This window comes from Peiella sedimenti (assembly GCF_030504955.1).
GTDB classification, from domain to species: Bacteria; Pseudomonadota; Alphaproteobacteria; order Caulobacterales; family Caulobacteraceae; genus Brevundimonas; species Brevundimonas sedimenti.
The window spans coordinates 227,585-254,338 of sequence record NZ_JAUKTR010000002.1 but is presented as its reverse complement, the minus strand read 5'-3'; the positions used below and the strand labels follow the sequence as shown (position 1 = coordinate 254,338).

Sequence of the window (26,754 nt, the reverse complement as noted above, 5' to 3'; positions counted from 1 at the left end):
TTTGCGACGGCGGTCCCCCGTAGGCGGACGAGGCCCGGGGAGGGCTTATCCCCGGTCCGGCGGGGGCCCGGACAATGGGGGCGCAATCACCGGAGCCCGCCATGCAGACGCCCCGCCTTCACCTGCCGTTCCTGATCGAGAACCAGGCGCGCAAGCACGTCACCCTGAACGAATCCCTGGCGGCGCTGGACGCCCTGATTCATTGTCGGGTGCTCAGCCGCACCCTTGAGGCCCAACCCGAAGCGCCCGCCGACGGCGACGCCTATCTGCTGGTGGACGACCCGGCCGGCGACGCCTGGTCGCTGATGACGCCCGGCTCCGTCGCCGTCTTCCTCGGCGGGTGGCGCGAACTCAGTCCGCCCCTCGGCATGTGCCTCTTCGTGGCGGACGAGAGCCTCTTGCTGGTGCGCGGCGAGGGCGGGTGGACGGCGCTGGACGAGACGATCCGTGAGCTCGCGCTCGACCGCCTGGCCTTGGGCAGGGCGCCGCTGGACCCCGACCTGGCCCTCAGCGCCCGGCTGAACACGGCGCTGTTCTCCGCGCCGGACAGTCCTGCGCCGGGCGATGTGAGACTGGTGCTGGACCGTCGCACCTCCGAGGCCGTGGCCTCCCTCCTTTTCCAGACCGACTACGAGGGCCAGGCCGAGATCTGCCTGACCGACGGCGGCCGGCTCCGTGTCCGGGCCGCCTCGGAGCCGGAAGTCTGGCGCGACGTGCTGGTGGCCGACCCGCAGGGGCGCGTCGGGGTGAACCTGTCGGCGCCGGCCGCAGCCCTCGACATCCAGACCACCGATGTGAGCGCGCCCACGGTTCAGGCGGCGATCTACGCCGAGAGCTCCGCAGGCATCAATGTGACGGGCGCCAAGAGCCGCGGAACGCCCGAGGCGCCCGGCGGGGCCCTGGCCGGCGACCGCCTGCTGGGCTTTTACGGCCGGGCGCAGCACAGCGGCGGGGCGCTGAGCGGCAACGCCGTGGCCTTTCAGCTGATCGCCGAGGAGACCTTCACCGCCACGGCCCACGGCACGGCGATCAGCTTCGAGACGACCCCTCTGGGCTCGGTGGCTCGGCGGACGACGGTCCGCTTCCAGCCCAATGGCGCCTTGCGGCTCATGCCCCTGTCGTCGCCGCCCGACGCGCCCCAGGCCGGCGAGGTCTATTTCGACTCGACCCTATCAGCCTTCCGGGGATTTGACGGCGCAGCCTGGGTCGCCCTGGGCTGAGGCTGATCCCCAGGCGTGGCGGCCCCGGCGAGATCGGGCTATCCAGTCCGCCATGTCCTCGACCTTCGACTATCCGACGCTGAACGCCTTCCTGGCCGAACATGGCGAGGCCCTGGCGGGCCTGAGGCGCCGCGACGACATCGCCCGTCTGCTCAAGCCTGGCGGCATAGGGGTGGAGCTGGGCGTGGCCGAGGGCCGGTTCTCGGCCAAGATTCTGGCCCGCTCGCGCCTGTCCTTCCTCTACAGCATCGACATGTGGTCCGGGGATCGGGGCCCCGACGTGGAGGAGTACAAGAAGGCGCTGCGCAATCTGGAGCCCTTCCGTGAACGGAACGGCGCCCTGCGCCTGCGCTTCGACGAGGCGTTGGACCTGTTTCCGGACGGCTATTTCGACTTCGTCTATGTGGACGGCTACGCCCACACCGGCGAGGAGGGCGGCCGCACCTTCCGTGACTGGTGGCCCAAGTGCCGCTCGGGCGGCATTTTCGGCGGCGACGACTATCACGAGACCTTTCCGCTGGTCGTCCAGGCGGTGGACGCCTTCCTGGAACAGCACGGCTGTCCCCGCTACGTGATTGAGCCGCTGGAGCCCGCCGAGGACTGGGCCTCGCACTACCCCACCTGGTTTACCGTCAAGCCCTAGGCGCAGAACGCTTTTCCTCGTGGCGAGGTTGTGCGGGGACGGCTACAAGGAAGGGTGGAGGTGACGGCGTGCAGGACGAGGCGATGAAGGGGATCATCCTGGCGGGCGGGTCGGGCACGCGGCTGTATCCGGCCACCAAGGCGGTCAGCAAGCAGCTGATGCCCATCTACGACAAGCCGATGATCTACTACCCGCTGAACACGCTGATGCGGGCGGGCGTCCGCGACATCCTGATCATCTCGACTCCCAACGACCTGCCCCTGTTCGAGCGGCTGCTGGGCGACGGGACGGACTGGGGCGTCAGCTTCTCGTACGCGGTTCAGGAGGAGCCCAGGGGCATCGCCGACGCCTTCCGGGTGGGCGAGGCCTTCGTGGCCGGAGGGCCGGCCGCCCTGATCCTGGGCGACAACATCTTCTTCGGGCCGCGCCTGAGCGGCCGCATCGCCGACGCCGCCAAGCTGGGCGGGGCCACCGTCTTCGCCTATCGGGTGAGGGATCCGGAACGCTACGGCGTCGTGGAGTTCGACGCGGACGGCCGGGCGATCTCGCTGGAGGAAAAGCCGAAGACCCCGAAGTCGCCCTGGGCGGTGACGGGGCTCTATCTCTACGACGCGGCGGTCACCGAACTGGCGAAATCGATCACCCCGTCGGCGCGGGGCGAGCTGGAGATCACCGACCTCAACCGCCTCTATCTGGAGCGGGGTCAGCTGAACGTGGTGAAGCTGCCGCGCGGCTACGCCTGGCTGGACACGGGCACGCACGCCTCTATGGCCGAGGCCTCTGATTTCGTGCGGGCGGTGGAGCATCGGCAGGCGCTGAAGGTGGCCTGCCCCGAAGAGACGGCCTTCGAGCGCGGCTATATCGACGCCGAACAGTTGAGCCGCCTGGCCCACGAGATGCGCAACACCGAGTACGGCCAGTACCTTTACGGCCTGATCGGCTGAACGCGGTGGCGTCCGATCGGATCGACCTGCTTGGCCTCGGGGTCGCGGCGTCGCAGGGGGCGGAGATTCTGGGCGACCGGGTCCGCTGCGCCCGGCCCTGGAGCCGTATGGACCTTGAGCCGGTGCGATTGGCGCCTGGCTGGTGGCGCCTGAGCCTCGAGCGCGACGAGGGCGGCGACCTGACCCTCGACCTCTGGGGCGAGGAGACCGGCGACTGGGCCAGCCTGACCCTGCGTCCGGGGCAGAGCCGCATTTTCCGCACCGCCGGCGGCGCCCAATCGGTTCGGCTGTGGCTCCAGGAGGGCGCGGGCGAGCGCCGCCTGCCCGGCCTGCGGCTGGAGCGCCTGGGGCCGGCGGCTCGGCTTGGGCTTTTCGCCGCGCGGGTTCTTCGCCTGATCGCCAGCGGCGATCCCAAGCGGATCGCGCGCGCCCTCGGCGCGGCCCGTCGGCGGGACCAGCCCCTGGCCCTGAGGCCGGTGGGGCAGACCGCTGGGGGTCCAGACGGATCGATATCGTCACCGGAGGCGCCCGACTTCAGCTTCCGCGTGGACGTGGTGGGCGACGAGGCGGAAGGCCGCGCGCGCACCCTGGCGAGCCTCGAGCGGCAGACCCTGAAGGCCTGGTCGCTGGGCGCGGCGCCCGCGGACGCGGCCGTGCGCGTGGCCGCCGGGGACGTGCTGCGTCCCGACGCCCTGGCGGCTCTGGCGGCCGAGCTCCAGCAGCGGCCCGAGGTGATCGCCCTCTATGCCGACGAGATCATCGACGGTGTCGAGACGGCCAAGCCCGAGTGGGACGTCGATCTGGCGCAGCAGGTCGCCTACAGCGGTCGGCTCACGGCCTTCCGCGGACCCGCGCCCGCCGACGGCCATCGGGCGCTTCTCAAGCTTGACCGTCAGGGCCAGGGCGCGGCGATCGGACGGCTGGCCCTGCCCCTGCTGTCGCGGTCCGGATCGCCGCCGGAGCCGCTCGACCTGCGGCCGCCCGCCCCCACCGCCCTGCCCCCCGTCAGCGTCATCATTCCCACGCGTGACCGGCCCGAGCTGCTGCGCGTGGTCCTGGAGGGCGTGCTCGACCGCACGGACTATCCGGACCTTGAGCTGATCATCGTCGACAACGGAACACAGGACGTCGAGGCCCTGAGGCTTATGGACGCGCGGAGGGACGACCCGCGCGTGCGCATTCTGCGCGACGACGGGCCCTTCAACTTCTCGCGCCTGAACAATCGCGCCGTTGCTATGGCCTCCGGCGAGGTTCTCGCTCTGGTCAACAACGACATCGAGGTGGTGGACGGCGGCTGGCTCAAGACCCTCGTCGGAGAGGCCCTGCGGCCCGACGTCGGCGCCGTGGGACCGCTGCTGCTGTTTCCGGACCGGACCATTCAGCACGCGGGGGTGGCCCTGGGCGTCGGCGGCGTGGCGGGCCACCCGTGGCGCGGACTCCCGGAAAGCGCGGTCGCAGGCCATGCGCATCTGGCCTACGTGCAACGGCGGTCGGCCGTGACCGCCGCCTGCCTGGTGGTGCGCAAGGCGGCCTATCTGGCGGTCGGCGGCATGGACGAGGCGCGCTACCCAGTCACGCTCAACGATGTGGACCTCTGCCTGAAGCTGGACGCGGCGGGGCTGAAGGCGATTTACACGCCCCACGCCCGGCTCATTCACCACGAAAGCCAGTCCCGCCCCAGCGACCGGGCGCCGGAGCAGCGGCGGCGCACGCTAGCGGAGCAAACGGCCTTCCGGGCCGCCTGGGGAGACCGGATCGCGGACGATCCCTGGTATTCGCCGCGCCTGACGCGCCAGGACGAGACCGGCCGACCCCGCGGCTGATCGCGTGTTGCGGACGACGGCCCACCCCCCTATACAGGCCCCCGTCCTCGCGAACCTTCGAAATCCCTTATGCAAAGCGCTTTTTCCAACACCGTTCTAGGTGACCTCCGGCGTGGCTGGTCGCTGCGGGACATCTGGGGGACGATGGCCTGGAGCGATACGGTCGCCCGCTATCGCCGTTCGATTCTCGGCCCCTTCTGGACCGCCGGCACCATGGCGGGGACGTCCATCTCGCTGGCCTTCGTTTTCGGCAGCATCTTCGGGGAGCCCCTGCATGAAGTCCTGCCCTACATCATGGCGGGCCTTGTGACATGGCAAATCGCCGCACTTTACCTGTATGAGGGACCAGAGGTGTTCATCGGCCAGGCGGGCGCGATCCAGAACAACGCTCTGCCGACCTCCTTCTATCTCTTCCGCTACGTGACGCGCGCCCTGATCACCCTGGCGCACAATCTTGTGGTGCTGGGCGTAACGCTGCTCGTGCTCCGCTATTTCGTCGGCATTCACTGGCAGGTGATCCCGGGGCTCATCCTGCTGATCATCTTCGCCACGTTCGCGAGCGGACTGGCCGGACTGGTGGCCGCGCGCTTCCGGGATGTTCGCTTCATGCTGCCGCAACTGGGCCAGCTGCTGTTCTTCCTCACGCCCATCTTCTGGCGCCCCGAGGCGGTGAGCCCCGAGCGGGCCGGGGTCTACCTGTACAATCCCATGTACTACATGCTTTCGATCGTCCGTGATCCGCTGCTCGGCAAGGGTCTGCCCCCCACGGTCTGGGCGGTAGCGGCCATCATCGTAGCCGTGACGATCGCGGCCTATTTCATCGCCTTCGCCCTCTATCGGCGGCGCCTGCCGTTCTGGCTCTAGTAGGTTTGGAATTGTCATGAGCGCGCCCGTCATTGAGGCAGAACACCTGCGGCTCCACTATCCCGTGCTTTCCATGCGGGCCCGGTCGCTGCGCAACGCCGTCCTGAACCGCGCCGTGGGCGGCCGGCTGCTCAAGGCCAAGCACGAGACCGTGACGGTGCTGGCCCTGGACGGCATCAGCTTCACCCTCGAGGAGGGCGACCGTCTGGCCATCATCGGCCCCAACGGCTCGGGCAAATCGACGCTGCTGAAGGTGCTGGCCGGCATCTATGAGCCGGACACGGGGCGGGTGTCCGTGCGCGGCAAGGTGTCGTCCTTCCTCGACCTGTCCTTCGGACTGGAGCACGAGGCGACCGGCCGCGAGAACGTCAAGACCATGCTGCGGCTGAAGGGCCTGAAGAAGGACGAGATCGAGGCGCGCATCCCCGAAATCGTGGCCTTCTCCGGCCTCGAGAACTACTTCGAGCTGCCCGTTCGCACCTACTCATCGGGCATGTTCGCGCGGCTGCTGTTCTCGACGGCCACGGCCATCGACACCGACGTGCTCGTCATGGACGAGTGGCTGTCGGCGGGCGACGCCGAGTTCGTGGAGCGGGCCACGGCCCGGATGAATGCGATGTTCAGCTCGGCGCGGGTCGCGGTGCTGGCGACGCACAACCCCAAGCTTGTCGATACGGTGTGCAACAAGGTGCTCGTCCTGGAGAAGGGCAAGCCGCTGTACTTCGGTCTGGTCAAGGACTCGCCCGGCAACTTCTAAGCCTGGGTCAGCCGATGATGCGGTGGCTCCAGAGGTAGCCCATAAGGGCCGCCTGGGACGTCTCCTCGAGCCTCATCTCATCGAACAGGCTGTTGAACTCGCGCAGCAGGTGGATCTGGTCTGCGGCAAGCGGGTCGCGGCCGCCGTCGAAGGCCAGCGTCTCGCCAGCCAGGCGTCGATCCAGAAGGCGGCGCGCCGCAGCGTGGTCATCAAGCCGGTGGACGACGCTTCTCGCCCCAGCCTTCGGCGCGATGGCCTCCACGTGGCGGCGCCTCGCCAGATTGGTCAGCCACATCTGCGCGGTCTGCTGGCCGCTGGTGACAGAGCCGGCGTGGACCCGGTGGCGGTAGAGCGGCTCAGACAGATGGGTGAAGCGGGCGCGTCCGATCAGGCGCAGGGCCAGCTCCCAGTCCTGAACGCCGGAGAAGGCCGGGTCGCAGCCGCCCGCCTCCAGATAGGTCGAGCGCCGGATGACCTTCCAGTGGGAGGCGACCATGCCGAGATAGAGGTCGCGCTCGATGCTTCCTGACGGCGCCAGCCAGGGATAGCCGCCGTAGCGCGCCACCCGAACCTCGGAGCCTTGGGGATCGATATCGGTGCGGTCCGTGAACAGATAGTCGGGGCCCTCGGCGTCCAGCGCCCAGAGCACACGCGCGGCGGCGCCAGGCTCAAGCTCGTCGTCGCAGTCCAGGAAGCCCACGAACTCGCCCGAGGCGGCCTTCACCGCCCGGTTCTGGGTCTCGGACACGCCCAGGTTCTCAGCGTTGCGGAAGACCTTCAGCCGGGGCTCACGCGCAGCCCAGGCCTCTAGAAACGGCCACACGCGAGGGTCCGTCGAGGCGTCGTCGAGCGCGATCACCTCGTGCGCTTCGGGCTGGGCCAGGGCCGAGGCGATGCAACCGGCCAGATGCTCGAGGTGATTATAGACCGGGATGACGATGGACAGGCGGCCGTCGGGGGCGGGTCGATCCGGAACGGCGGGGAAGACCGTCAGCGCCGCGACAGCAGCGGGGGCGTCCACCGCCGCCGCCCTGTCAGCCTGGGCCGGACGGTCGGTCTCGGCGACGATGCGCGGCGCGTAATAGCGCTCGAACCAGCGTTGGGCGGCGGGTGCGAAGGCAGGATGATCCTGACCCCAGAGGGTCTCGATCCTGGCGGCGGCGGCCCGGAAGGCCTGACCCATGCGGGCGTATGCGCGGGTCATGCCCCGGCCGTGCAGGCGATAGATCGCCCCCAGCACCGGCAGGTAGCCCAGCCCACGCGGATGGCGTCTCAGCAACTCGCACCAGAAGACCCAGTCCTCCTTGCCCGCCAGCGCTTCGTCGAAGGTGGGCGTCGCCAGCGCTTCGGCGCGGAACAGGGCCGTGTGAATGGGCACGGAGAAGCCCCGCTCCCAATGCATCAGGAAGCTGTCGATGCTGAGCCGGTACGGGCCGATGGAGTCGTGATCGAGACCGAACTCGGTCATGCCCGGATCGGCCGAGGCGTAGTGGCTGATGGAGGCGACAAGATCGGGCCGAGAGGCCAGGTGCGCGACCTGCTGATCGATTTTGCCGGGAACCAGCGCGTCGTCGCAGTCCAGGAACTGGACGAAGTCGCCCCTGGCCTCGGCCAGCCCGGCGTTGCGCGCCGAGGAGAGCCCGCCATTGGCCTTGCGGATGATCCGGACCTGATCGGACAGGGCCGCCGCGTTTCGGAGGAACGTCTCCCGACCCGGTTCGGTGCTACCGTCGTCGACGATCAGGACCTCAAGCGGTCCGGCGTAGGCGGCCAGAGCGGACTGCACGGATGTCTGCAGCCAGGCCCCCTGATTGAAATAGGGGATGACCACGCTTACGAGCGGCGCGCTCATTCGGCGCGCGGATAGGCAACGGCCAAGGCCTGTTCGAAGGCCGCGAGACTGTGCCGGCTGTGGGTCCGCTCGATCAGGGCGGCGGCGCGGCGACGGGTATCGCCGGACGCGGTCGCGGCTTCGTTCAGGGCGGCGAGATAGTCGGACGCCTCGGCCTCGGGCGGCAGCGGCCAGCCGGTCACCGGATCGATCAGGTCACCCACGCCGCCCACGTCGGTAGCCACCACGGGGAAGCCCAGCCAGCCCGCCTCCACCAGGGTGTTGGGCAGGCCCTCGATCGACGAGGTGAAGAGGAAGAGCTGGGCGGCGCCGTCCTCGTCCCATGCCAGGGGCGAAGCGTAGGGGCCCATCACTCGCACGTTGGGCAGGTCGGCTAGGCGACGGCCCCAGTCGCTGCGGTCCATGACCTCGGCGCCGTAGATCCGGAAGTCGAAGCGATCGGCGCCCAGACGCGCGACCTCGTGCAGCAGGTCGACGCGCTTCTCCAGGTCCAGCCGCCCGGCCCAGACCACCGTGATCCGTCCGGCCTCGCCCAGACCCGCGATCCGGCGCTCAAGCCGCGCTTGGGCGTCGGCCTGATCCACCGCATCCTCAAGCCGGCACGCGTTGTGAACCGCGCTGATCCTGTCGGGATCAAAGCCGATTCCAGGCAGCACCTGCTCGGCGAAAACCCGATTGTCCGTAATCAGACGATCGACCTTGTCCCCGGCCCGAACCATCAGCGCCGAATAGCCGATGGGCGCGCCGGTCTTGGGGTCTTCCTGCAGGGCGTAGGCGCTGGCGACCACCGACTTGACCGGCAGCAACGGCCTCGGAACGGCCAGCAGCATCCGCCAGGCCGCATCGCAGTTGACGATATGCAGCGTCTCCGGCGCCAGCGCCTGCAGCAGCAGGAACAGCAGGGTCTGGCGCTCTTCCGCGTCGAGGTCCGCGTCCAGGGCCTCGAAGTCCAGAGCCGTGACGCCTTCGGGTAGAACGGGCAGCACGCGGCGCGGACCGGGATCGGTCAGGATGACCGCCGCATGGCCGCCCTCGTCCGCGAGGGCCCGGGCATAGGCCAGGGCCGTGCGTTCGGCGCCGCCGCCGCCGTAGAAGTTCAGCGCCACCACATGGCGGATGGGACCGCGCTCCACGCCCGCCGCCAAAAGCGTCTTGCAGGCGCGGCTTACGGCCGAGCGTGTGCGCGGGTGCGCGAACAGATTCCTGAGCTCGAGCACCGGCGCGCCCGGCGCCGCCGAGACGCCCTGGAACCGTATGGTCTCCAACCGTCCGTCGCGGTGGGCCAGGGAGGGCCGGCCCCGCAGCTTCTGGATCAGGTCGTAGAGGCCGGGCAGGTCGCCCCTGAGGCCGGCTAGGGCTCGCGTCCGGGAGACAGGCCGACGCCATCCGATGAGATAGGCCGCCCCGTAGACGGCCAGGTCGACCAGCCCACCGATCCAGCGTCCCGGCCCGGGTCGCGGCGAGCGCAGGCCCTCCAGCCGTTCGGCGTTCGACAGTTGCGCGAGGACCACGCCGAACCGCTCCCGCTGGCGCTCCACCTGCGACGAAAGCCGCACATGCGCCTCGGCCAGGGCGTCGTAGCGCGCCTGGAGGTCGGGGTCGGCTTGGGGCGGCTGACGCTTCACCATCGGCTCAGCACCACCGCGACCTTGAGGAAGGCGATGGACCGGACCGGCAGACAGACGTCGGTGGGCGCATCGGGGCCGGACGCGGCCACATGGTCGGCCAGCGCCTTGAGGAAGCCCGCCGCGCCCTGGTCGGAAGAGGCCGTCCGGGCGCTCGCCGGGGCCATGCCGGCCCAGGCCATGGGCCGATGATCAGCCGGGGACGAGGCGAGTTCAGGCCCGGCCCAGCCGGTCACCACATAGCGTCCGCCCGACGCCAGCCGATCGGCGAACAGGCGCAGCAGGACGCGCGAGACCTCACCCGCATCAGGGCTGGCGGCATGGACGATCAGATCCAGCGGCTCGGCGCCCACGCCCAGGGTCAGGCGGTCCAGGGCCATGTCGTCGTCCGGCCCGCCCGCGTGGTCGACGATGCACTCATGGCCCACGTCCGGGCCTTCGGCCAGGCGATGAAAAACGCAAAGCGGCAGGCGCCGGGTCCAGGCCAGGGCGTCCTCCACACTCCCGCCGATGAGGACGGCGCGGCCGGGACGCCGCGTCAGCGGGCCCAGCGCCTCCAAAAGAGGCGACCCTTGATCAAGGGCCTGAGCCTCATGCGGCTTCAAGGGCGGCCCTCAGCTTGCCCAGCCCCTCGGCCAGGGTGGTCCGCGGCCGATAGCCCAGCGCCGCCTCCAGCCGCGTGGCGTCACCCCGGGAATGGCGCACCTCGCCGCTGAGGCCGTCCACATGGTTGATCACAGGGGGGCGATTGAAGGCCTCGGCCATGACCCTGGCCAGCTCCAGGATCGTCACCTCCGACCCGGTGCAGATGTTGAGCACGCGCGCCCCGGTCTCATCGCTTCTGGCCGCGCGGACCAGGCCCTCCACCACGTCGGCCACATAGACGAAGTCGCGCGACTGCAGCCCGTCGCCGAAGATGGTCACGGGCTGGTTCGCCAGCAGGCGGTCGGCGAACTTGGAGATGACCCCCGAATAGGGAGAGGTGGGGTCCTGGCCGGGCCCGTAGACGTTGAAGAAGCGGAAGCCCGTGGAGGTCACCCTGCACACCTCCCAGGCCGCACGGGCGTGCAGCTCGCAGCCCAGCTTGTCGGCCCCGTAGGGCGACAGGGGCGTGGTCGCCGCCGTCTCGGCAAGGGGCAGGTCCTGCGAGGCCCCGTAGACGGCCGCGGACGACGCGTAGACGAGGCGGATCGGGCGGCCCGCCGCCGTGATGGCCTCGACCATCCGCAGCATGCCGGTGACATTGACCATGTGCGAGGCGATCAGCGCCTCGTTGCAGCGCACCACCGAGGCCACCGCCGCCAGATGAAAGCAGGCTTGGGCGTCCTCCATGGCTTCGGCGACCGCGGCGGGGTCCAGCACATCCCCCTGGATGAAGCGCGCCTCGGGGGGCACGGTCTCGCGCTTGCCCGAGCTGAGGTCGTCCAGAACCGTCACCTCGACGCCTTCGGAGAGAAGCCGCCGCACCAGATGGCCGCCGATGAAACCGGCGCCGCCGGTGACCATTGCTCGTTTCATGAGGCCCTCTTGCGAACGGGGGTGTCTTAGCGGGCGGGCCAAGGATTTTCCAGCCGTTGCGCGGCTCAGGGTTTCATCCGGCGAGGCCTTCGCCTAGTAGGAAGCCGTCCGTTTTGGAGGCGCAAATGAAAGTCGACGGCCGGCCCTACCGCACCATCTGGCCGGCGGATGACGGCCGCACGGTGGTGGTCATCGACCAGCGCCTGCTGCCGCACCGCTTCGAGACGATCGAGCTGAGGTCGTTGGCCGACGCCGAGGTGGCGATCCGCGACATGGCCGTGCGGGGCGCGCCCCTGATCGGGGCCACGGCCGCCTACGGCATGGCCCTGGGCATGGTGGAGGACAGTTCGGACGAAGGTCTGGCCCGCGCGGGCGAGGTGCTGATCGCCTCGCGCCCGACGGCGGTGAACCTGGCCTGGGCCGTGCGCACCGTGCAGCAGATTTTGCGGCCTCTGGCGCCCGCTGAGCGCGTCGAGCGCGCCTATGCCGAGGCCTCCCGCATCGCCGAGGACGACGTGGAGAGCTGCGCCGCCATCGGCCGGCACGGCGCCGACATTCTGGAAAAGCTCTGGAAGGGCGGCGAGCCGCTGCAGGTCCTGACCCACTGCAACGCCGGCTGGCTGGCCACGGTGGACTGGGGCACGGCGCTGTCGCCCATCTACGCCGCCCACGAGCGCGGCGTGCCGATCCATGTCTGGGTGGACGAGACGAGACCGAGGAACCAGGGCGCGGCCCTGACCGCCTGGGAGCTGGCCAGCCATGGCGTGCCCCACACCCTGATCGTCGACAACGCCGGCGGGCACCTGATGCGCCAGGGGCGGGTGGACGCCTGCATCGTGGGCTCGGACCGCGTGGCCGCCAACGGCGACGTCTGCAACAAGATCGGCACCTATCTGAAGGCCCTGGCCGCCCACGACAACGGCGTGCCCTTCTACGCCGCCATGCCCCACTCCACGATCGACTTCGACCTGGCCCACGGCGATCTGATCCCCATCGAGGAACGCGAGGCGCGCGAGGTGACCCACATTTCGGGCCGCGCCGCCGATGGAACTGTGACCGAGGTCCTGCTGGCGCCCGAAGCGACGCCCGGCGCCAACTTCGCCTTCGACGTGACCCCGGCGCGCCTGGTGACCGCCCTGATCACCGAGCGGGGCGTCTGCGAGGCCAGCGCCGAGGGCCTGGCCGGCCTCTATCCCGAACGCGCCGGAAAGGCCGCCTGATGCAGAGCCGCTGGAACGACGCCGACGCGCGTCAGATGATCGAACATTACGCCAAGCAGGGTTTCGCCGAGGACGTGGCCCTGCGGGTCTATACCTCGCGCCTGCTGGGCAACGACCCGGAGCTGGTCCAGCACGGCGGCGGCAACACCTCGCTCAAGACCACCGACACGGACATCACGGGCGAGACCATCGAGGTCATCCGCGTCAAGGGCAGCGGCTGGGACCTGGGCGACATCGAGCCCGCGGGCCTGCCGGCCATGCGACTGGACAGCCTGACGCGACTGACCGCCGTGCCGGAGATGTCCGACGAGGCCATGGTCAACGCCCAGCGCGGCGCCCTGCTGGACAGCGCCTCGCCCAATCCGTCGGTGGAGACCCTGCTGCACGCCTGGATCCCCCACAAGGTGATCGACCACACCCACGCCAACGCCGTACTGGCCCTGACCGACCAGCCGGACGGCGAGGCCCTGGCGCGCGAGGTCTACGGCGACCGCATGGCCATCTGCCGCTACGTCATGCCGGGCTTCGGTCTGGCTCATGTGGCGCGCGAGACCTTCGAGGCGAATCCGGACGCCGAGGGGATGATCCTGCTCAAGCACGGCATCTTCACTTGGGGCGCCGACGCGCGTCAGGCCTATGAGCGGATGATCGAGATGGTCACCCTGGCCGAACGGAAACTGGCGGCCAGTCCCCGCCCGGCCGAGACCGCGCCTGAGGCCGACGAGGCCGCCGCTCGGGCCCTGGCCCCCATCCTGCGCGGGGCCCTGGCGATCAGATCCGCCGACGGCTCGGCCAAGCGCTTCGTGCTGGACCGCCGCGCGACGCCGGAGGTCATGGCCTATCTGGCCCGGCCCGAGATCGAACGCTTCAGCCAGTCCGGTCCGGCCACGCCGGACCACGTGCTGCGCATCAAGCCCTGGCCCATGGTGCTGCCGGACCTGACCGGAAAGAGCGCGGACGAAATGGCCGCCGCGGTCGAGACGGCGCTGGCCGACTATCAGGCGCGCTACCGCGCCTATTTCGACCGCAACAACGCGCGCGTGGGCGGGGACCGCAAGGCGCTGGACCCCATGCCGCGCGCAATTCTGGCGCCGGGCGTCGGCCTGTTCGGCGTAGGGGCGAAGGCGTCTGACGCCCTGATCGCCGCCGATGTGGCCGAGACCAACGTCAAGGTCATCTCGCTGGCGGAGGCCTCCAGCCGCTTCGAAAGCATTCCCGAGGCCGACGTCTTCGACGTGGAGTACTGGTCGCTGGAGCAGGCCAAGCTGGGCAAGGCCAAGCCGGCCAGGCTGGCAGGCCAGGTGGCGGTGGTCACAGGGGGCGCCTCCGGCATCGGCGCTGCGACCGCCAAGGCGCTCGCCGTCCAGGGCGCCGAGGTGGTGGTCATGGACCGTGACCTGGAGGGCGCCAAAGCCGTGGCCAAGTCGATCAAGGGCCGCGCCGTGGCCTGCGACGTGACCGACGACGCCTCGGTGAAGGCGGCTTTCGACCAGGTGGTCGATCAGCTGGGCGGGGTCGACATCGTCGTCTCCAACGCCGGCGCCGCCTGGTCCGGGAGGATCGGCGAGGTCGACGACGCGGTCCTGCGTCAGAGCTTCGAGCTCAACTTCTTCGGCCACCAGCGCGTGGCCCAGGCCGCCGTTCGCGTGATGAGGGCGCAAGGGACAGGCGGCTTGCTGCTCTTCAACGTCTCGAAGCAGGCGGTGAACCCCGGCCCCGACTTTGGACCCTACGGCCTGCCCAAGGCGGCCCTAATGGCGCTGGTCCGTCAGTATGCGGTCGATTACGGCGCGGAGGGGGTGCGCTCGAACGGCGTCAACGCCGACCGCATCCGCTCAGGGCTTTTGACCGACGAGATGATCGCCAAGCGGTCCACGGCCAGGGGCCTGAGCGAGAAGGACTATATGGGCGGCAACCTGCTGGGCCAGGAAGTCCGGGCCGAGGACGTGGCCGACGCCTTCGTCAGCCTGGCCCTGGCGGAACGGACCACGGGAGCAATCCTGACGGTGGACGGCGGGAATATCGCGGCGGCGCTGCGCTAGGAGGTGGCTTGGAGAGGTCCCACGGCTCTCGAGCGCTCAAGAACGGCAGACGCTCTCTCATAAAACGGTCTTTGATCTTCATGCTCAGCGGTCCAGCCTGCTTCTGAAGCATCTCGAAGGGAGCAAGGCGAAGTTGGGCGTTCGACAAGCCTAAATAGGACCGAACTTTCTGGAGGCATCCCAGCACGTCGCGGTCGATTTCCTCATAGGAAATCATTAGGGGTTTGATTTCGAATAGAGAAAACAGAGCGTCCCAGCCTGCTCGCGCTTTGAAGAGTGTGATGAGGTTATTCTCCACCTGATCAAGATCAACGTCTCTAACAGAACTAGCCCTCGCGCGCTCGATCGAATGCCACTCTCCGGTAACTTGCGCCAGGGTGAACGAGATGGCTTGGGCGATAACATCTTCGCGGTACAGATACACCCACTTCCAACCACGCGGTCCGAAGGGCAAGGCGTCATACGCGACCAAGGAAAAGACATTGCGTAGGTTGAGCTTTATGCCAAAGGGTGTGCCCTGAGCTGATGCAGCATGAAACCGGCCGTCCCAATAATCGTTCAGCGATGGACGCCGGGTGCTTTCGGACCGGTCGCGGTAGAAGTTCTCTATCTCCCATGAGCCTAAGTATTCTAATGGCGAGCCGGACCCGGAATTCCCTAAAAGTTGCCCAAGATAATGGCCGCCGACGCGAGATGTCGTAGCCAAGGCATAACGGGTCAAGCCACTGTATTTGTTATTGTTGTAGGGTTGGCCGATGTGATCAAAGTGCTTTTCAAGCTGTTTGATCTCATCATTGACCTCGCGCTCAAACTCCTGGGGCGACATGCGCAATCCAGCCGTCAGCGAATACGAGTTCTTGAATTTCTCAAAGACGGAGGCGGCTCCACCCATCGTGCGTCACACCGGCTACTGCCATCTAGAAAGGGAGCTTTGGCTATAAGGCCGCGCTTTCTAGCGCAAGGCCTTTGTCGCGCCAGGGGTACGCCCTTCAGGTTAGCGCGCTTGGCGCAGTGAGGGCTGCGTGTTAGGCGACGGGCCCGTCGCCGGGCGAGCACCGGCAATCAGACGGGTCTTGGCCCGCCTCAAGGAGATCGCCGTGTCGCAATGGACCCTGGGCGTCATCGGCGGCTCCGGTCTCTACGAGATCGACGCGCTGGAGAACCGCGAGACGCTGCGCATCGAGACGCCCTGGGGCCAGCCCTCCGATGAGCTGCTGGCGGGCTCGATCGGCGATGTCAGGATCATCTTCCTGCCCCGCCACGGCCGCGGGCACCGCGTGCCGCCATCGCAGCTGAACTTCCGCGCCAACATCGCGGCGCTCAAGATTGCCGGCGTCACCGACATCCTGTCGGTGTCGGCCGTGGGTTCGTTGAAGGAGCATCTGCCGCCCGGTCATTTCGTGGCCGTGGACCAGTTCATCGACCGCACCTTCGCCCGGACCAAGAGCTTCTTCGAGACCGGCTGCGTGGCCCACGTCTCGGTGGCCGACCCGGTCTGCGAGCGCCTGAGCAAGCTGGCCGCCGACAGCGCCCGGGCCACGGGCTCCGAGGTTCAGGACGGCGGGACCTATCTGGTGATGGAAGGGCCGCAGTTCTCGACCCGCGCGGAGAGCCTGCTCTACCGGTCGTGGAACTGCGACGTGATCGGCATGACGAACATGCCGGAGGCCAAGCTGGCCCGCGAGGCCGAGCTGCCCTACGCCTCCATCGCCATGGTCACCGACTATGACTGCTGGCACGAGGAGGAGGGCCCTGTGGACATGGCCCAGATCGTCGCCTGCATGCACGACAACGCCGCCCGCGCCCGCGCCATGATCGTGGAGCTGGCCGGCAAGCTGCAGGGCGAGCGCCCGGCCTCGCCAATCGACACGGCCCTGGACACGGCCGTCGTGACGCCGCCCGATGCGCGTGACCCGGAGGTGGTGCGCCGCCTGGCGGCCATTGCGCCGCGCCTTTTCGCCTGATCAATAGCCTTTGCGAGTTCACCCTGGGGGGACACCGATGAAGCTCGAAGACCACATCCGCACGATCCCGGACCACCCCAAGCCGGGGATCATGTTCCGCGACGTGACCACCCTGATGGCCGCGCCCGAAGCCTTTGCCGAGACCATCCGGCGCCTGGCCGAGCCCTATTCCGGCAAGGTGGACGCGGTGGCGGGCATTGAGGCGCGCGGCTTCATCTTCGGCGCCCCGGTGGCCGTGGCCTTGGGCGTGGGCTTCATCCCCCTGCGCAAGCCCGGCAAGCTGCCCTACGCCACGAGCTCGGTGGAGTACGAGCTGGAGTACGGCACTGACGCCCTGCACATGCACACCGACGCCTGCGGCCATCCGGACCGGGTGCTGGTCATCGACGACCTGATCGCCACGGGCGGCACGGCGCTGGCGGCCATCAAGCTGCTGCGCGACGCCGGCGCGGTGGTGGAGCACGCCGCCTTCGTGGTGGACCTGCCCGACCTGCCGGGCGCCGGGCGCCTTCGTGAGGCGGGCGTTGAGGTCCGCGCGCTGTGCGCCTTCGGCGGGCACTAGCCCCAGCACTTACGTTTAAATCTTCTGCGCGACGATGGATACCTGCGCGAAGCCACGGTCACTCTGGTCGTCGAATTCCATTATCCGCCAACCAGTCCGCTCCACCATCTCTCTCAGGGTTGAGAGCGTAAAATGATGAGGGTGGTAAAGGGGATGGATCATGGCTCCATCGGGATCGAAGTCGTCCACGAAGGTTTTGGTGGCCAGAAGGCCTCCGGGCGCAGCCATGCTATGAAGTTTCAACAGATCGGTTCGCGGCGAATAGGATTGCTCTAGTGCTCCGTAAGCCGCAATGAGATCATAGCGGCCGTATTGATCCGCCGCCACCTGGTAGCTTCTCAGCGTTTGGCCCTGTACGTTAAGGCCGTTCCGCTCACGTGCCAAACGGGCGCTGAAGATATTGACGTCGCAGCCAGCCGTGTCGAAGCGCCCCCATTGCGCCACGGCGCGATCCGTGGCTGCGCGAGAAAACCATCCGACGGAAGCGCCGACTTCAAACATGCTTCGCGGTGGGCGGCCGTTCGCGGCTAGGTACCGCTCGCACAACTGATCGAAAATCTCTGTGTAAACCGCTTTCAGCCTCTTGATCTGGCTTTCCGGGCCTCCGGCAGGCTCACCGAAGAGCAGCCCCTTTTCGATTAAGCTGATCGCTTCTTCTTCGGCGCCATCCTCGAGTTGAGTGCACACCGCATATTCTTCTTCCAGGCGAGGCGAATAGAAGCGCAGGCCGCAGTCTTCACATTCGACGAAGGTGCAGCCCCACGTCTCACGAAGACGCGCGGCGTCTTCATTGGCGGGCATCGGCATCACACGGCGACTGGCCGAGCCGCACATAGCGCAGGCCGCATCCGTTTCGTACTTATGCGCGGGTACGAGGGGGACGACTGTGGACATGGGGGCCTCTTTCAGCATGGCCTTTTATAGAGACTGAGCCATCCGGGGCCAATGCCGAGAGCGGATTCGGGCGCTTCTCGTGGCGCGCTTGCTGACCGCCCTTTTGGGCCCCTCCCGGCTCAACGGGGTCCGCGCCCGGCCGCGTCAGCAGACGGAGAGTCGGGGCTTCATGCTGCGAAAGCCCTAGCCGATCTTTTCGGCGAAGACGGAAACCTGGGCGTAGACCGCCTCGCTCGTGTCGTCGAACTCCAGGATACGCCAGCCGGACCGCTCGATGATCTCGCGCAGGGTGGCCCGCGTGAAGTGGTGGTGGTGGAAGACGGGATGGATCATCGACCCGGTCGGGTCCAGGTCATCGACAAAGGTCTTCACCGCCAGCATGCCCTTGGGCGCCGCCAGGCCGTGCAGCTTCTTCAGGTCCGTGAACGGCGAGTAGGTGTGCTCAAGGAAGTCGTAAGCGACGATGAGGTCGTAATGGCCCTGCTGTTCAGGGGCCGCCTTGTAGGCGCTGAAGACACAGCCCTGGACGTTCAGCCCGTTGCGTTCGCGGGCCATCCGGGCGCTGAACACGTTGGCGTCGCAGCCGGCCGTCTCGAACCGCCCCCAGCGCTCTATGGCCCGCTCCGTGGCGGCCTTGGAGAACCAGCCGACCGAGGTGCCCACCTCGAACATGGTGCGCGGCGGGCGGCCGTTGGCGGCGATGTACTGTTCGCAGATCCGGTCGAAGATGCCGGTGTAAAGCTGCTTGAGCAGAGCGATCTGATGCTCGGCGCCGCCTTCGGGCTCCCCGAAGAAGACGCCCTTCTCCATCATGCTGATGGCCTCGGACTCGGCCTCGCCGCCTTCCAGATAGGTCTGAACGGCGTAGGTTTCGTCCAGCCGGGGCGAATAGTACCGCAGCCCGCAGTCCTGGCACTCGACGAAGGTGCAGCCCCAGGCCTCGCGCAGCTTGGCCATGTCAGCGTTGGCTGAGGGCGGCAGGACGTGCTGGCGCCTGGAGCCGCACATGGCGCAGGCCACGTCCGTTTCGTACGTGTGCCCGGCGACGAGCGGGAGAACCGTGGACATGCGCGACCCCTTTGGATTTCGAGCGCTTATAGGAGGTGAGGCGGCTCCCGCCAATCCGAAGGGCATGGCGGCCCCAACGCGCTGGCGCGGCGAAACCGCACTCATGTGGGGCAGGCGGTGTTCTTAAGGGCGCGCCTGTGGCATGTAGCCCATTGCTCTATGATACGGCCAAAGATGATCCACGCTGAATGGTAACGCTTATCGACACGGTTACGCCCTCGGAGGAGTCGCCAAATGATGCGACAGCCGTACGCGCCGAGGCGCTGAAGAACCATGTTTATCCCCTGGATGGAACCAAGCGGACGCCCCTATGTATGCTGGCGTTCACTACGCCCTGTCAGGAGCCGGACGGCTCCATCCGCCTGTGCTCGGCCTCCAGCACCTTCGGCTATGCGCGCGAAACCAACATGGGCAACGCCCAGAAGATCGGCATGGCCGAGGTCTGGGCCGGCGAGAAGTACCGCCACATCCGCAAATCCCTGATGACCGGGGATCAGCTGGAGCCCTACTGCGCCGCGTGCGAGTACCGCTTCCACGGTGAAGCCTGGATGTTCCAGCTGCACCTAGCCCTGTTCGCCTATAGTTCGGGCGTCCGTGACGCTGAAACCCTGGGACTGATCCGGCGCTGGTGTGACCGGTATGCCGAGTATGCGGCTCAAGCGCCGGACTTGGGCCTTGAGGTTCATCCCCTTCCCGAACTTGACAGACCCGCCCCAGCCGAGCCTCGAAAGGGCGGCCTCACTCGACTGATGCATTTCCCAGGCTGGCGGCAGGCGGCCGCCGACTCTCTTGAGTTGGGCGAAACGACCTTCAACACCGCCCTGCCGGAATCGATCATCGCCGGCCGCGAACTGCCGGTCTACATCGACTTCAACACCCTGAACCGCTGCAACGTCTCGTGCATCATGTGCCCGCCGGCGGTGCTGCACGACGACAAGGGCGTCGCCCGCGACGAGTACTACCGCCTGTCGCTGGAGGAGTTCACCGAGATCTGCGGCGCCATGAACGTCAAGACCGCCCACTTCGTGGGGGCCTATGCCGAGCCGCTGCTGAACAAGGACATCTTCGACCTGATCGCCCTGGCCAAGTCGAAGGGCGCCTTCACCGCCATCACCACCAACGCCACGCCGCTGGTGCCCGCCTTCGCCGAGAAGCTGCTCGACGCGGGGCTCGACATGATGACCGTCTCGCTGCACGGCGCCACGGCCAAGACCGCCGAGTCCATCATGCGCAAGTCGTCCTTCGAGCGCGTGGTCGCCAACCTCAAGCACCTTCAGAAGCGAAAGAAGGAGCGGGGGATGACCAAGCCCGACGTCTTCATCAACTTCGTGTCCCAGCGGGCGAACGTCGAGGAGATCCCCGACTTCATGAACCTGGCCCACGAGATGGGCGTGGAGCACGTCCACATCATCCACCTGATCGATGGCGGGCTCGACGACAAGTCGACCAACCTGATCTACTATCCTGAGCTTCTGGGACCGGCCATTGTCGAGGCCAAGCGCCGCGCCAAGGCCCTGGGCGTCAACGCCTATATCAGTCCCGCCTATACCGAGATCGTCTCGGCCTATGAGGCCAGCCTGAACGGCGCCGGCGCCGCCTGATCGGACAACATCGCAATGACTTTCATCGTCACTGACGCCTGCGTGAAGTGCAAGCTGACCGACTGCGTCATCGTCTGTCCGGTCGACTGCTTCTATGAGGGCGAGAACTTCCTGGCCATCAATCCGGACGAGTGCATCGACTGCGGCGTCTGCGTGCCGGAATGTCCGATCGACGCCATCAAGCCGGACACCGAGGACACGCCCGACGGCAAGTGGCTGGCCATCAACACGGAATATTCCGCCAAGTGGCCGCGCATCACCAAGAAGAAGCCCCATGCCCCGGACTGGGAGCTGTACAAGGACCAGACCGGCAAGTTCGAGGCCTACTTCTCGCCGGAGCCCGGAGCAGGGGACTGATTCGCAGGTCCCCAAAACGCGACCTAGTTCAGCCCTGCGCCCCTAGTCCAGCATGCTGACCGACCCGAAGGCGAAGGTTGTTGACCGGGTAATCACCGCCCCGGTCACTCGGCTTTGCGGCGGCAGAGAGACAGCTCTATCTGACCTTCGGTACACGCGCTCATCGCGCAACGCTCCAGTCGGGCGTCGCGGATACATCGAATGATGTCGTCCCGACCTCTTCGAGGTTCCACCCATTCTGGTACCGGCTCGTCTGAATGGGGGAAACTGTAGCTAAACAGGACTAACGGAACACGAGCAGATAGCCTTTCCAAGGCTGCCGCAGGCGCCTCAATATACTCAAGTACCCCCAAGCACACGGCCACATCAAAAGCCTGATCTGGCAGATAATCAGTCGTGATATCGAACTGTTGGACCAGAACGTCCTGTGGAAGGAGATCGAACCCCGCCCAGGTCCAGGGACGGTCAAGCGCACCTAGTGCAATCTTAAGTTTTCCGTCGCCGCAGCCAACATCTGCGATCCGCAAGGTCCCTTCCAAGGGCACCGCTTGTAGCAACTCCACAGCTGTAGTTGCCCGCTCCACCCAGACGGGCGACTGTTGATGCTCAAGATTGAACGCCATCAAGCCATTCCAGTATGCTCTAATGTCGGAATCTGTCGCCGTGAAGGAGGCTAAGATTCGCCAACTGAAGCCGACACGAAGCGTGCGATCGCTGACATAAGTGGTCCGCCTAGAGGTGTATTCAACAACAACATCAAGCCGATGGCCAGAAAACCCGTCAAGCCGAGGCACCAACGCGCAAACGCTACGGGATGCTTCCATGGCTTTGGCGGCCAAGGTAGGCCGTAGTTTGGTTCGCCCGGCATCGTTGCGTCTTCCCCACGAGCACAGAACCTGCCCAAGGTACGGTCCGTTTCACACAGGGCTGTGCGATAAGTCGAGCCCCGCGACACCCTAGTGACCCCCACGGTGCCATGCCCGCCTCATTTGGACTTATAACCTTTCCCCGTTCGGAGAACGCGGGCGATGCAATCCAGTCTCTCGCTGCGCTGCGCTTTCTGCCGCGCGTGGACTTTCTGCTAGACCGAGAGTCACTCGACGTGCCTTGGGGGGGCGCCCCCGGCTCCGTCAAGGTCGTCGGCAACGGTTGGTATGCCCACGACCCCGAGCGCTGGCCTCCCGCGCCAGAGATCGAGTTGCTGCCCATAAGCATGCACTTCAGCCCGCGCGCTCTCGACGGATTCTTCTCGGAGAAGAATCGAGATTGGTGGAGATCGCTTCCCCACAAGGTGGGGGCTCGAGACCTGTTCACATTGGAGGCGGTGCAAGCCCGGGGGGTTGAAGCCTACTTCTCGGGGTGCCTGACACTGACGCTGACTGCCAAGACAGCCGGCTTGGCGTCCGGCCGCATTATCCTCTGCGACGTTAGCGAGGCGGTTCGGCGTCACGTCGAACGTAAGAGCGGTCTGCCGGTCGAGGTCATCACTCACGCTCAGTCTTCGAGAACGGAAATTACCACTAAGCTCGCTGATGCGGAGCGCTTACTGGCGACCTATGCCGGGGCCGCGGCAGTAGTGACGACACGAATCCACGCCGCACTTCCTTGTCTCGCACTTGGCACCCCGGTATTTCTCATTAACGATGCTGAAGACAACTATAGGTTTTCGGGTCTGGCGGACTTTCTGCACTACGGCAGCGAGGCGGAACTGCTTTCCGGTGCAGCGAAATTTTCCTTGAACGGGGAAACGGAAAACTCTACCCACCACCTTGCCGTGCGGGGGGAGTTGGAGCGTGCGACAAGTAATTTCATCAGTGGCGCACCGAAGCCGATGACCTCGAAGAAGACACCTGGCAACAAAGCCGCTGCGATGCGGGCACCGTCTGGGTCTGGCAGTGAGGCCGACTTTGGCCGCACCAAGGACGGGGATCCCGGCGCGCCCCACCATGTTCCGGCTGTGTCATCGAATGCCGTCACCTCCCCCGACGCCGTGCTGTTGGCAGAGATTGCGCGTCTGCGGGCCGAACAGGGCAGTCGAGACCGGGAACTGGAATCCTTGCGAGCGCGGCTGAAGGCCGATGAAGATGCTCTGATCGGCGCCCGCACAGAGGCGGCACGTCTTCAGGCCCGCTACGAGGTTCTCCAGGAGACGCAGGCCGAGCGCGCCGCGCGGCTGGCGGAACTTGAGGCGCTGCGCCCCGCCCTGCTGGACGCCGAGGCCCGCATCCGGATCAAGGACGACTACATCGGCCAGCTGGAGCGCGCGCGTGACCAGGTCGCGTCCGAACTGGCGCGCGCGCGGGAGGCCGTCGACAAGGACTCCGACGTCTGGATCGAGGACGTGCGCCGGCTGGAGCAGGCCCGCGATGAGGCGCTGGCTGAACTGGAGAAGGCGCGGCGGAGCCAGGGCGACGACGTGGCGGAACTGGAGAGGGCGCGGGACGCCCTGAATGCGGCTCTGGCCGCCCGGGACCAGGAGATCCGTCGCCTCGAGCAGGCGCGGGACCAGGCCCTGGCCGAGCTGGAGCAGGCGCGCGAAGCGGTCGTGAAGGCTACGTCGGGCCTGCCGGCCGAGGCCCTGGCCGCCGGCGGGGCCCGCGCCGCGAGCCTGGCCAAGGCCCGCGACCAGGCCTTGGCCGACCTGTCCGCCGCGGAAAAAGCACGTGACGAAGCCCTGGCCGAACTGGAGCGGGCGGCTGAAGCACACGCCGGGGTTCTCTCTGGAAAAGACGCCTACATCGCCGAGCTCGAGCGGGCTCGGGACAACTTGGGCAACGAGGTGGCCGTTATCCGTAAGGAGCAGCGGGCAGCTGTCGAGGCGCGAAACGAACTGGCTGGCCGCATCGACGAGAAGGACGCCTATATCGCCGAACTGGAGCGAGCGCGCGATCACTTGGCGAGCGAGGTCGCTCGTGTGCGGAAAGAGCAGCGGACGGCTGAAGACGAGTGTTCGAAATTAGTGGCTCAGCTGGAGGACGCCGCCGAACAGATGACTGTTTTGGAAGGCCAGATCTCCGAACTGGCCCGGCGGGACGGCGTCGGCGCCACCAATCGCTCGGATATTGAACGGATCGCCGAGCGCCTCGCTGCGCTGGAGGAGCAGGCCGCGGCCCTCGAGGCTTTGGACCGCGCCCTCAAGGCCATGGCCGACCTGCACGATGCCCCGGATGGGGACGGTTCACTGGAGCGGCTCGAGCGGCTGGTCGAGGAGCTTCGCACCGGGACCGGTTCGGACATCGCCGCCGAATTGCGTGCGGCGGAGATGCGCGCCGCGGGCGCCATGGCCGAGAACCTTACGCTGCGGGACAACATCTGGCGCAAGGACAACCAGATCGCCGGCCTTACCAGCCGGCTGGAGGAGGTGGAGCGGGAGGCCGCCGCCGCCGCGGCTGCGCTGGACGTGCGCCTGGAGGAAGCGCAGCGCGCCTTTGACGTGCGCCTCGAAACGGCCGAGCGCGACACCGCCAGGGCCACGGCCGCGCTGCAGGCCGAACTGCGCACCATCCGGATGAAGTATGTGGGAGCGGCGGCCGAGAATCTGACGCTGCGCGACTCGGTGTGGCGCAAGGACCTGCTCCTGGAGGAGCTCCAGCGCAAACCGCCCAGTCTGGTGCGGCGGGTTTATCTGAGGCTGCGGCCCTTCATTCCCCGCCCGATCCTGTTCCGCGCGGCGCATCTTTACCACCGCCTGCGCAATCAGCGGAGCGCCTGATGTCCGACGTTGAACTGATCGAAGGCCTCAAGCGGCTGACCTACGCCTACCTGCCGCAGCACAAGTACCTGGCCGAAGGGTTCGAGCGCGTCGAGGGGCCCAACATCGGCTCGTCCGGCGAGCACCTGACCATCATGTTCCTGTCCATGGACCGGCCGGGCATGAGCGAGCGGCTGTGCAAGAGCGTCGCCGAGCACATCCCCCACTTCAAGGGCGAGATACTGGCCATCGACAACGGCTCCCAGCCCAAGGAGCTGGCCGAGCTGGAGAAGATGCTCGACGAACTGCCGCTGCGCACGCGGCTGGTGAAGATGGGCGAGAACTTCGGCGTGGCGGGCGGGCGTAACCGCGGCGTCGATCACGTCAACACCCAGTGGGTGATGAGCGTCGACAACGACATCTACTTCACCCGGGACCCCTTGCGGCACTGGCAGGAGGAGATCGCGGCCATCGGCTGCCGGTTCTTCTCCCTGGCCCTGTTCGATCCGGGCGAGCAGACCGTATTCCTGCGCGGGGGCAACCTCTACGCCCATTATGCCGAAGGCGAGATCCACCTGGGCGGCGGCTCGGCCGGCAAATCCACGGACTCGCGTCCGGTCGCCGGCGAAGTTTTCCTGGGCACCTGCATGATGGGTGGGGCGTCGATCTTCGACGTCGAGCACTTCAAGCGGATGGGCAAGTTCGACGACAACATGTTCGTCGGCTTTGAGGACATCGAGTTCTCGGTCCGGCTGTTCCGCGAGGGCTACAAGGTCGGCTGCAGCGCCCTGGCGGCCCTGGTTCACGACCACGCCGCGCCCGAGACCGAGGTCGACAAGGCCTACGAGCAGGTCCGCTTCCGCCGCAACTATATCGAAGAATCCGCCGCCTACTTCGAGGCCAAGCACGGCTTCAAGGTCTGGAACCAGGGCGTGGACCGCTGGCTGGCCGAGCGCGAGCAGGCCCTGGGCCTGGAGAGCAGCGCGTCGTCCGCGAGAGCGGCTCCGGATGCGGCGGCGGGACAGTCGCCTTCAAGGCCGAAACTTCTGCTTATTCCGGATACGGACAACTGGGCCTTCGCCAACATTTCGCGGCAGATCGAAAAGCACCTGTCGGACCGCTACGACATCACGGTCGTGGCGAGCAGCGCCCTGGACAACTTCGCGCAGATTCCGCTGATGGCGCGGGGCATGGACCTGGTCCACATCTTCTGGCGGCCGTCGATCCCCCAGCTGATGTCGGACTACGCCTGCGCCTACGGGCGGGGCGTCGGCTTCAGTCGGGACGAGGACTATCTGGGCCTGCTGATGGGCACCCGCGTCACCACGGCGGTTTACGATCACCTGTTCCTGGACGGACCCGAGGACCGGTACGGCCGGCTGCTGACCGAGTTCGTGGACGGCTACTACACCTCGTCGAACAAGCTGGACCGGATCTACAGGGACCGTTACGCGGCGGCTCCGCCCATGGACGTCATTCCGGACGGTGTGGACACCACCATCTTTGGCCCCCGCAACGTGCAGCGCTTGTCGGAAACGGACGGACGGCCTCTGCGCGTGGGCTGGGTGGGCAACTCCAAATGGGCGGCCGAGGAAGAGGACTTCAAGGGCCTGCACACCATCATCCTGCCGGCGCTGGAGAAGCTGAAGGGAGAGGGGGTCGAGATCGAGACCCATTTCGCCGATCGCCAGACCGGCTTCATCCCGCACAGCGAGATGCCGCGCTATTACGCGGAGATCGATATTCTGCTCTGCGCCTCCAAGATCGAGGGCACGCCCAATCCGGTGCTGGAGGCCATGGCCTGCGGCGTGCCGGTGGTCTCCACCGATGTGGGCATCGTGCCCGACGCGCTGGGGCCGATGCAGCACGATTTCATCCTGCCGGAACGGTCGGTCGGCGCCATGGCCGACGCCCTGCGGCGGCTGGACCGGGACCGCAGCCTGTTGCCGCGCCTGTCGGCGGAAAATCTGGAGCAGGTCAGGGCCTGGGACTGGGCCGAGCGCGTCAAGCCGTTCGCCGCCTTCTTCGATCGCGTTCTGGCCCAGGCCCCGCGCCACAAGCCGCGCCTGACCGAATAGGCGCCAGCCGCTCCCAGGCGTCGGCCAATAA

22 protein-coding genes are annotated in these 26,754 nt (G+C 67.2%); 14 read left to right on the top strand and 8 right to left on the bottom strand.

From position 1 onward, the window contains the following. The first annotated feature begins 101 nt into the window (after positions 1-101). The 6 genes from Q0812_RS06230 (at position 102) to Q0812_RS06205 (ending at position 6,251) form a co-directional block, all read left to right on the top strand. Positions 102-1,220: a DUF2793 domain-containing protein gene (locus Q0812_RS06230; protein ID WP_302109452.1), complete on the top strand. Its 1,119-nt coding sequence runs from the start codon at positions 102-104 to the stop codon at positions 1,218-1,220. 52 nt (positions 1,221-1,272) lie between these two features. Further along, positions 1,273-1,863, top strand: a complete 591-nt coding sequence (locus Q0812_RS06225) for a class I SAM-dependent methyltransferase (protein ID WP_302109451.1) — start codon at positions 1,273-1,275, stop codon at positions 1,861-1,863. An 83-nt stretch (positions 1,864-1,946) separates the two neighbouring features. Next, on the top strand, positions 1,947-2,807 hold the full coding sequence (gene rfbA, locus Q0812_RS06220; RefSeq protein WP_302109658.1) for a glucose-1-phosphate thymidylyltransferase RfbA: 861 nt from the start codon (positions 1,947-1,949) through the stop codon (positions 2,805-2,807). A 5-nt stretch (positions 2,808-2,812) separates the two neighbouring features. Further along, the gene (locus Q0812_RS06215; RefSeq protein ID WP_302109450.1) at positions 2,813-4,630 is read left to right on the top strand and encodes a glycosyltransferase family 2 protein; all 1,818 of its coding nucleotides are present in this window, start codon (positions 2,813-2,815) and stop codon (positions 4,628-4,630) included. A 144-nt stretch (positions 4,631-4,774) separates the two neighbouring features. Then, a complete protein-coding gene (locus Q0812_RS06210) occupies positions 4,775-5,494 on the top strand; it encodes an ABC transporter permease (RefSeq protein WP_302109449.1) in 720 nt (239 codons plus the stop codon). 16 nt (positions 5,495-5,510) lie between these two features. Next, entirely contained in the window at positions 5,511-6,251 is a 741-nt protein-coding gene (locus Q0812_RS06205) for an ABC transporter ATP-binding protein (RefSeq protein WP_302109448.1), read from the top strand. Between the two features lie 7 nt (positions 6,252-6,258). Here the strand turns inward: Q0812_RS06205 and Q0812_RS06200 are convergent, their stop codons facing one another. The 4 genes from Q0812_RS06200 to Q0812_RS06185 are packed head-to-tail and all read right to left on the bottom strand — an operon-like array spanning position 6,259 to position 11,246. Next, positions 6,259-8,103, bottom strand: coding sequence for a glycosyltransferase family 2 protein (locus tag Q0812_RS06200; protein ID WP_302109447.1), 1,845 nt, complete (start codon positions 8,101-8,103; stop codon positions 6,259-6,261). Beyond that, positions 8,100-9,731: a glycosyltransferase family 4 protein gene (locus Q0812_RS06195; protein WP_302109446.1), complete on the bottom strand. Its 1,632-nt coding sequence runs from the start codon at positions 9,729-9,731 to the stop codon at positions 8,100-8,102. Before Q0812_RS06195 ends, Q0812_RS06200 begins: the two co-directional genes overlap by 4 nt. Continuing rightward, complete coding sequence (locus Q0812_RS06190; RefSeq protein ID WP_302109445.1) at positions 9,725-10,333, bottom strand: hypothetical protein; 609 nt, start codon at positions 10,331-10,333, stop codon at positions 9,725-9,727. Before Q0812_RS06190 ends, Q0812_RS06195 begins: the two co-directional genes overlap by 7 nt. Further along, the gene (locus tag Q0812_RS06185) at positions 10,320-11,246 is read right to left on the bottom strand and encodes an NAD-dependent epimerase/dehydratase family protein (RefSeq protein ID WP_302109444.1); all 927 of its coding nucleotides are present in this window, start codon (positions 11,244-11,246) and stop codon (positions 10,320-10,322) included. Before Q0812_RS06185 ends, Q0812_RS06190 begins: the two co-directional genes overlap by 14 nt. Before the next feature lie 125 nt (positions 11,247-11,371). On the opposite strand from Q0812_RS06185, the gene mtnA reads away from it, so the two are divergent. After that, positions 11,372-12,466 carry an S-methyl-5-thioribose-1-phosphate isomerase gene (gene mtnA, locus Q0812_RS06180; RefSeq protein WP_302109443.1) on the top strand — a complete coding sequence of 365 codons (1,095 nt, stop codon included), beginning with the start codon at positions 11,372-11,374 and terminating at the stop codon, positions 12,464-12,466. After that, positions 12,466-14,508: a bifunctional aldolase/short-chain dehydrogenase gene (locus tag Q0812_RS06175; protein WP_302109442.1), complete on the top strand. Its 2,043-nt coding sequence runs from the start codon at positions 12,466-12,468 to the stop codon at positions 14,506-14,508. Before mtnA ends, Q0812_RS06175 begins: the two co-directional genes overlap by 1 nt. On the opposite strand, the gene Q0812_RS06170 is transcribed toward Q0812_RS06175, so the two are convergent. Next, the gene (locus tag Q0812_RS06170; RefSeq protein ID WP_302109441.1) at positions 14,429-15,400 is read right to left on the bottom strand and encodes a Stf0 family sulfotransferase; all 972 of its coding nucleotides are present in this window, start codon (positions 15,398-15,400) and stop codon (positions 14,429-14,431) included. The genes Q0812_RS06175 and Q0812_RS06170 overlap by 80 nt on opposite strands. A 205-nt stretch (positions 15,401-15,605) precedes the next feature. On the opposite strand from Q0812_RS06170, the gene Q0812_RS06165 reads away from it, so the two are divergent. After that, positions 15,606-16,472, top strand: coding sequence for an S-methyl-5'-thioadenosine phosphorylase (locus Q0812_RS06165; protein ID WP_302109440.1), 867 nt, complete (start codon positions 15,606-15,608; stop codon positions 16,470-16,472). 37 nt (positions 16,473-16,509) lie between these two features. Beyond that, positions 16,510-17,034 carry an adenine phosphoribosyltransferase gene (locus tag Q0812_RS06160; protein WP_302109439.1) on the top strand — a complete coding sequence of 175 codons (525 nt, stop codon included), beginning with the start codon at positions 16,510-16,512 and terminating at the stop codon, positions 17,032-17,034. A 15-nt stretch (positions 17,035-17,049) separates the two neighbouring features. Here the strand turns inward: Q0812_RS06160 and Q0812_RS06155 are convergent, their stop codons facing one another. Both Q0812_RS06155 and Q0812_RS06150 read right to left on the bottom strand, forming a co-directional pair. Continuing rightward, entirely contained in the window at positions 17,050-17,928 is an 879-nt protein-coding gene (locus Q0812_RS06155) for a class I SAM-dependent methyltransferase (protein ID WP_302109438.1), read from the bottom strand. A 183-nt stretch (positions 17,929-18,111) separates the two neighbouring features. After that, positions 18,112-18,996, bottom strand: coding sequence for a methyltransferase domain-containing protein (locus Q0812_RS06150; RefSeq protein ID WP_302109437.1), 885 nt, complete (start codon positions 18,994-18,996; stop codon positions 18,112-18,114). Between the two features lie 188 nt (positions 18,997-19,184). Here Q0812_RS06150 and Q0812_RS06145 point away from each other — a divergent pair, with 188 nt between their 5' ends. Together Q0812_RS06145 and fdxA are read left to right on the top strand one after the other, a co-directional pair. Further along, the gene (locus Q0812_RS06145; RefSeq protein WP_302109436.1) at positions 19,185-20,597 is read left to right on the top strand and encodes a radical SAM/SPASM domain-containing protein; all 1,413 of its coding nucleotides are present in this window, start codon (positions 19,185-19,187) and stop codon (positions 20,595-20,597) included. A 15-nt stretch (positions 20,598-20,612) separates the two neighbouring features. Further along, positions 20,613-20,954 carry a ferredoxin FdxA gene (fdxA, locus tag Q0812_RS06140; RefSeq protein WP_302109435.1) on the top strand — a complete coding sequence of 114 codons (342 nt, stop codon included), beginning with the start codon at positions 20,613-20,615 and terminating at the stop codon, positions 20,952-20,954. A 104-nt stretch (positions 20,955-21,058) separates the two neighbouring features. Here fdxA and Q0812_RS06135 read toward each other — a convergent pair whose 3' ends face one another. Then, a complete protein-coding gene (locus tag Q0812_RS06135; RefSeq protein WP_302109434.1) occupies positions 21,059-21,577 on the bottom strand; it encodes a class I SAM-dependent methyltransferase in 519 nt (172 codons plus the stop codon). Positions 21,578-21,930: 353 nt separating this feature from the next. Between Q0812_RS06135 and Q0812_RS06130 the strand changes: the two genes are divergently transcribed. Together Q0812_RS06130 and Q0812_RS06125 are read left to right on the top strand one after the other, a co-directional pair. After that, positions 21,931-24,666, top strand: coding sequence for a polysaccharide pyruvyl transferase family protein (locus tag Q0812_RS06130; RefSeq protein ID WP_302109433.1), 2,736 nt, complete (start codon positions 21,931-21,933; stop codon positions 24,664-24,666). Further along, complete coding sequence (locus Q0812_RS06125) at positions 24,666-26,723, top strand: glycosyltransferase (RefSeq protein ID WP_302109432.1); 2,058 nt, start codon at positions 24,666-24,668, stop codon at positions 26,721-26,723. Before Q0812_RS06130 ends, Q0812_RS06125 begins: the two co-directional genes overlap by 1 nt. The last annotated feature ends 31 nt before the right edge of the window (positions 26,724-26,754 follow it).

Excerpts from the sequence above, each read along its gene's own strand:
- Q0812_RS06230 (WP_302109452.1), top strand. The coding sequence starts at position 102 with ATGCAGACGCCCCGCCTTCACCTGCCGTTCCTGATCGAGAACCAGGCG.
- Q0812_RS06225 (WP_302109451.1), top strand. The coding sequence starts at position 1,273 with ATGTCCTCGACCTTCGACTATCCGACGCTGAACGCCTTCCTGGCCGAA.
- rfbA (WP_302109658.1), top strand. The coding sequence starts at position 1,947 with ATGAAGGGGATCATCCTGGCGGGCGGGTCGGGCACGCGGCTGTATCCG.
- Q0812_RS06210 (WP_302109449.1), top strand. The coding sequence starts at position 4,775 with ATGGCCTGGAGCGATACGGTCGCCCGCTATCGCCGTTCGATTCTCGGC.
- Q0812_RS06205 (WP_302109448.1), top strand. The coding sequence starts at position 5,511 with ATGAGCGCGCCCGTCATTGAGGCAGAACACCTGCGGCTCCACTATCCC.
- Q0812_RS06200 (WP_302109447.1), bottom strand. The coding sequence starts at position 8,103 with ATGAGCGCGCCGCTCGTAAGCGTGGTCATCCCCTATTTCAATCAGGGG.
- Q0812_RS06195 (WP_302109446.1), bottom strand. The coding sequence starts at position 9,731 with ATGGTGAAGCGTCAGCCGCCCCAAGCCGACCCCGACCTCCAGGCGCGC.
- Q0812_RS06185 (WP_302109444.1), bottom strand. The coding sequence starts at position 11,246 with ATGAAACGAGCAATGGTCACCGGCGGCGCCGGTTTCATCGGCGGCCAT.
- mtnA (WP_302109443.1), top strand. The coding sequence starts at position 11,372 with ATGAAAGTCGACGGCCGGCCCTACCGCACCATCTGGCCGGCGGATGAC.
- Q0812_RS06175 (WP_302109442.1), top strand. The coding sequence starts at position 12,466 with ATGCAGAGCCGCTGGAACGACGCCGACGCGCGTCAGATGATCGAACAT.
- Q0812_RS06170 (WP_302109441.1), bottom strand. The coding sequence starts at position 15,400 with ATGGGTGGAGCCGCCTCCGTCTTTGAGAAATTCAAGAACTCGTATTCG.
- Q0812_RS06160 (WP_302109439.1), top strand. The coding sequence starts at position 16,510 with ATGAAGCTCGAAGACCACATCCGCACGATCCCGGACCACCCCAAGCCG.
- Q0812_RS06155 (WP_302109438.1), bottom strand. The coding sequence starts at position 17,928 with ATGTCCACAGTCGTCCCCCTCGTACCCGCGCATAAGTACGAAACGGAT.
- Q0812_RS06150 (WP_302109437.1), bottom strand. The coding sequence starts at position 18,996 with ATGTCCACGGTTCTCCCGCTCGTCGCCGGGCACACGTACGAAACGGAC.
- Q0812_RS06145 (WP_302109436.1), top strand. The coding sequence starts at position 19,185 with ATGGTAACGCTTATCGACACGGTTACGCCCTCGGAGGAGTCGCCAAAT.
- fdxA (WP_302109435.1), top strand. The coding sequence starts at position 20,613 with ATGACTTTCATCGTCACTGACGCCTGCGTGAAGTGCAAGCTGACCGAC.
- Q0812_RS06135 (WP_302109434.1), bottom strand. The coding sequence starts at position 21,577 with ATGGCGTTCAATCTTGAGCATCAACAGTCGCCCGTCTGGGTGGAGCGG.
- Q0812_RS06130 (WP_302109433.1), top strand. The coding sequence starts at position 21,931 with ATGCCCGCCTCATTTGGACTTATAACCTTTCCCCGTTCGGAGAACGCG.
- Q0812_RS06125 (WP_302109432.1), top strand. The coding sequence starts at position 24,666 with ATGTCCGACGTTGAACTGATCGAAGGCCTCAAGCGGCTGACCTACGCC.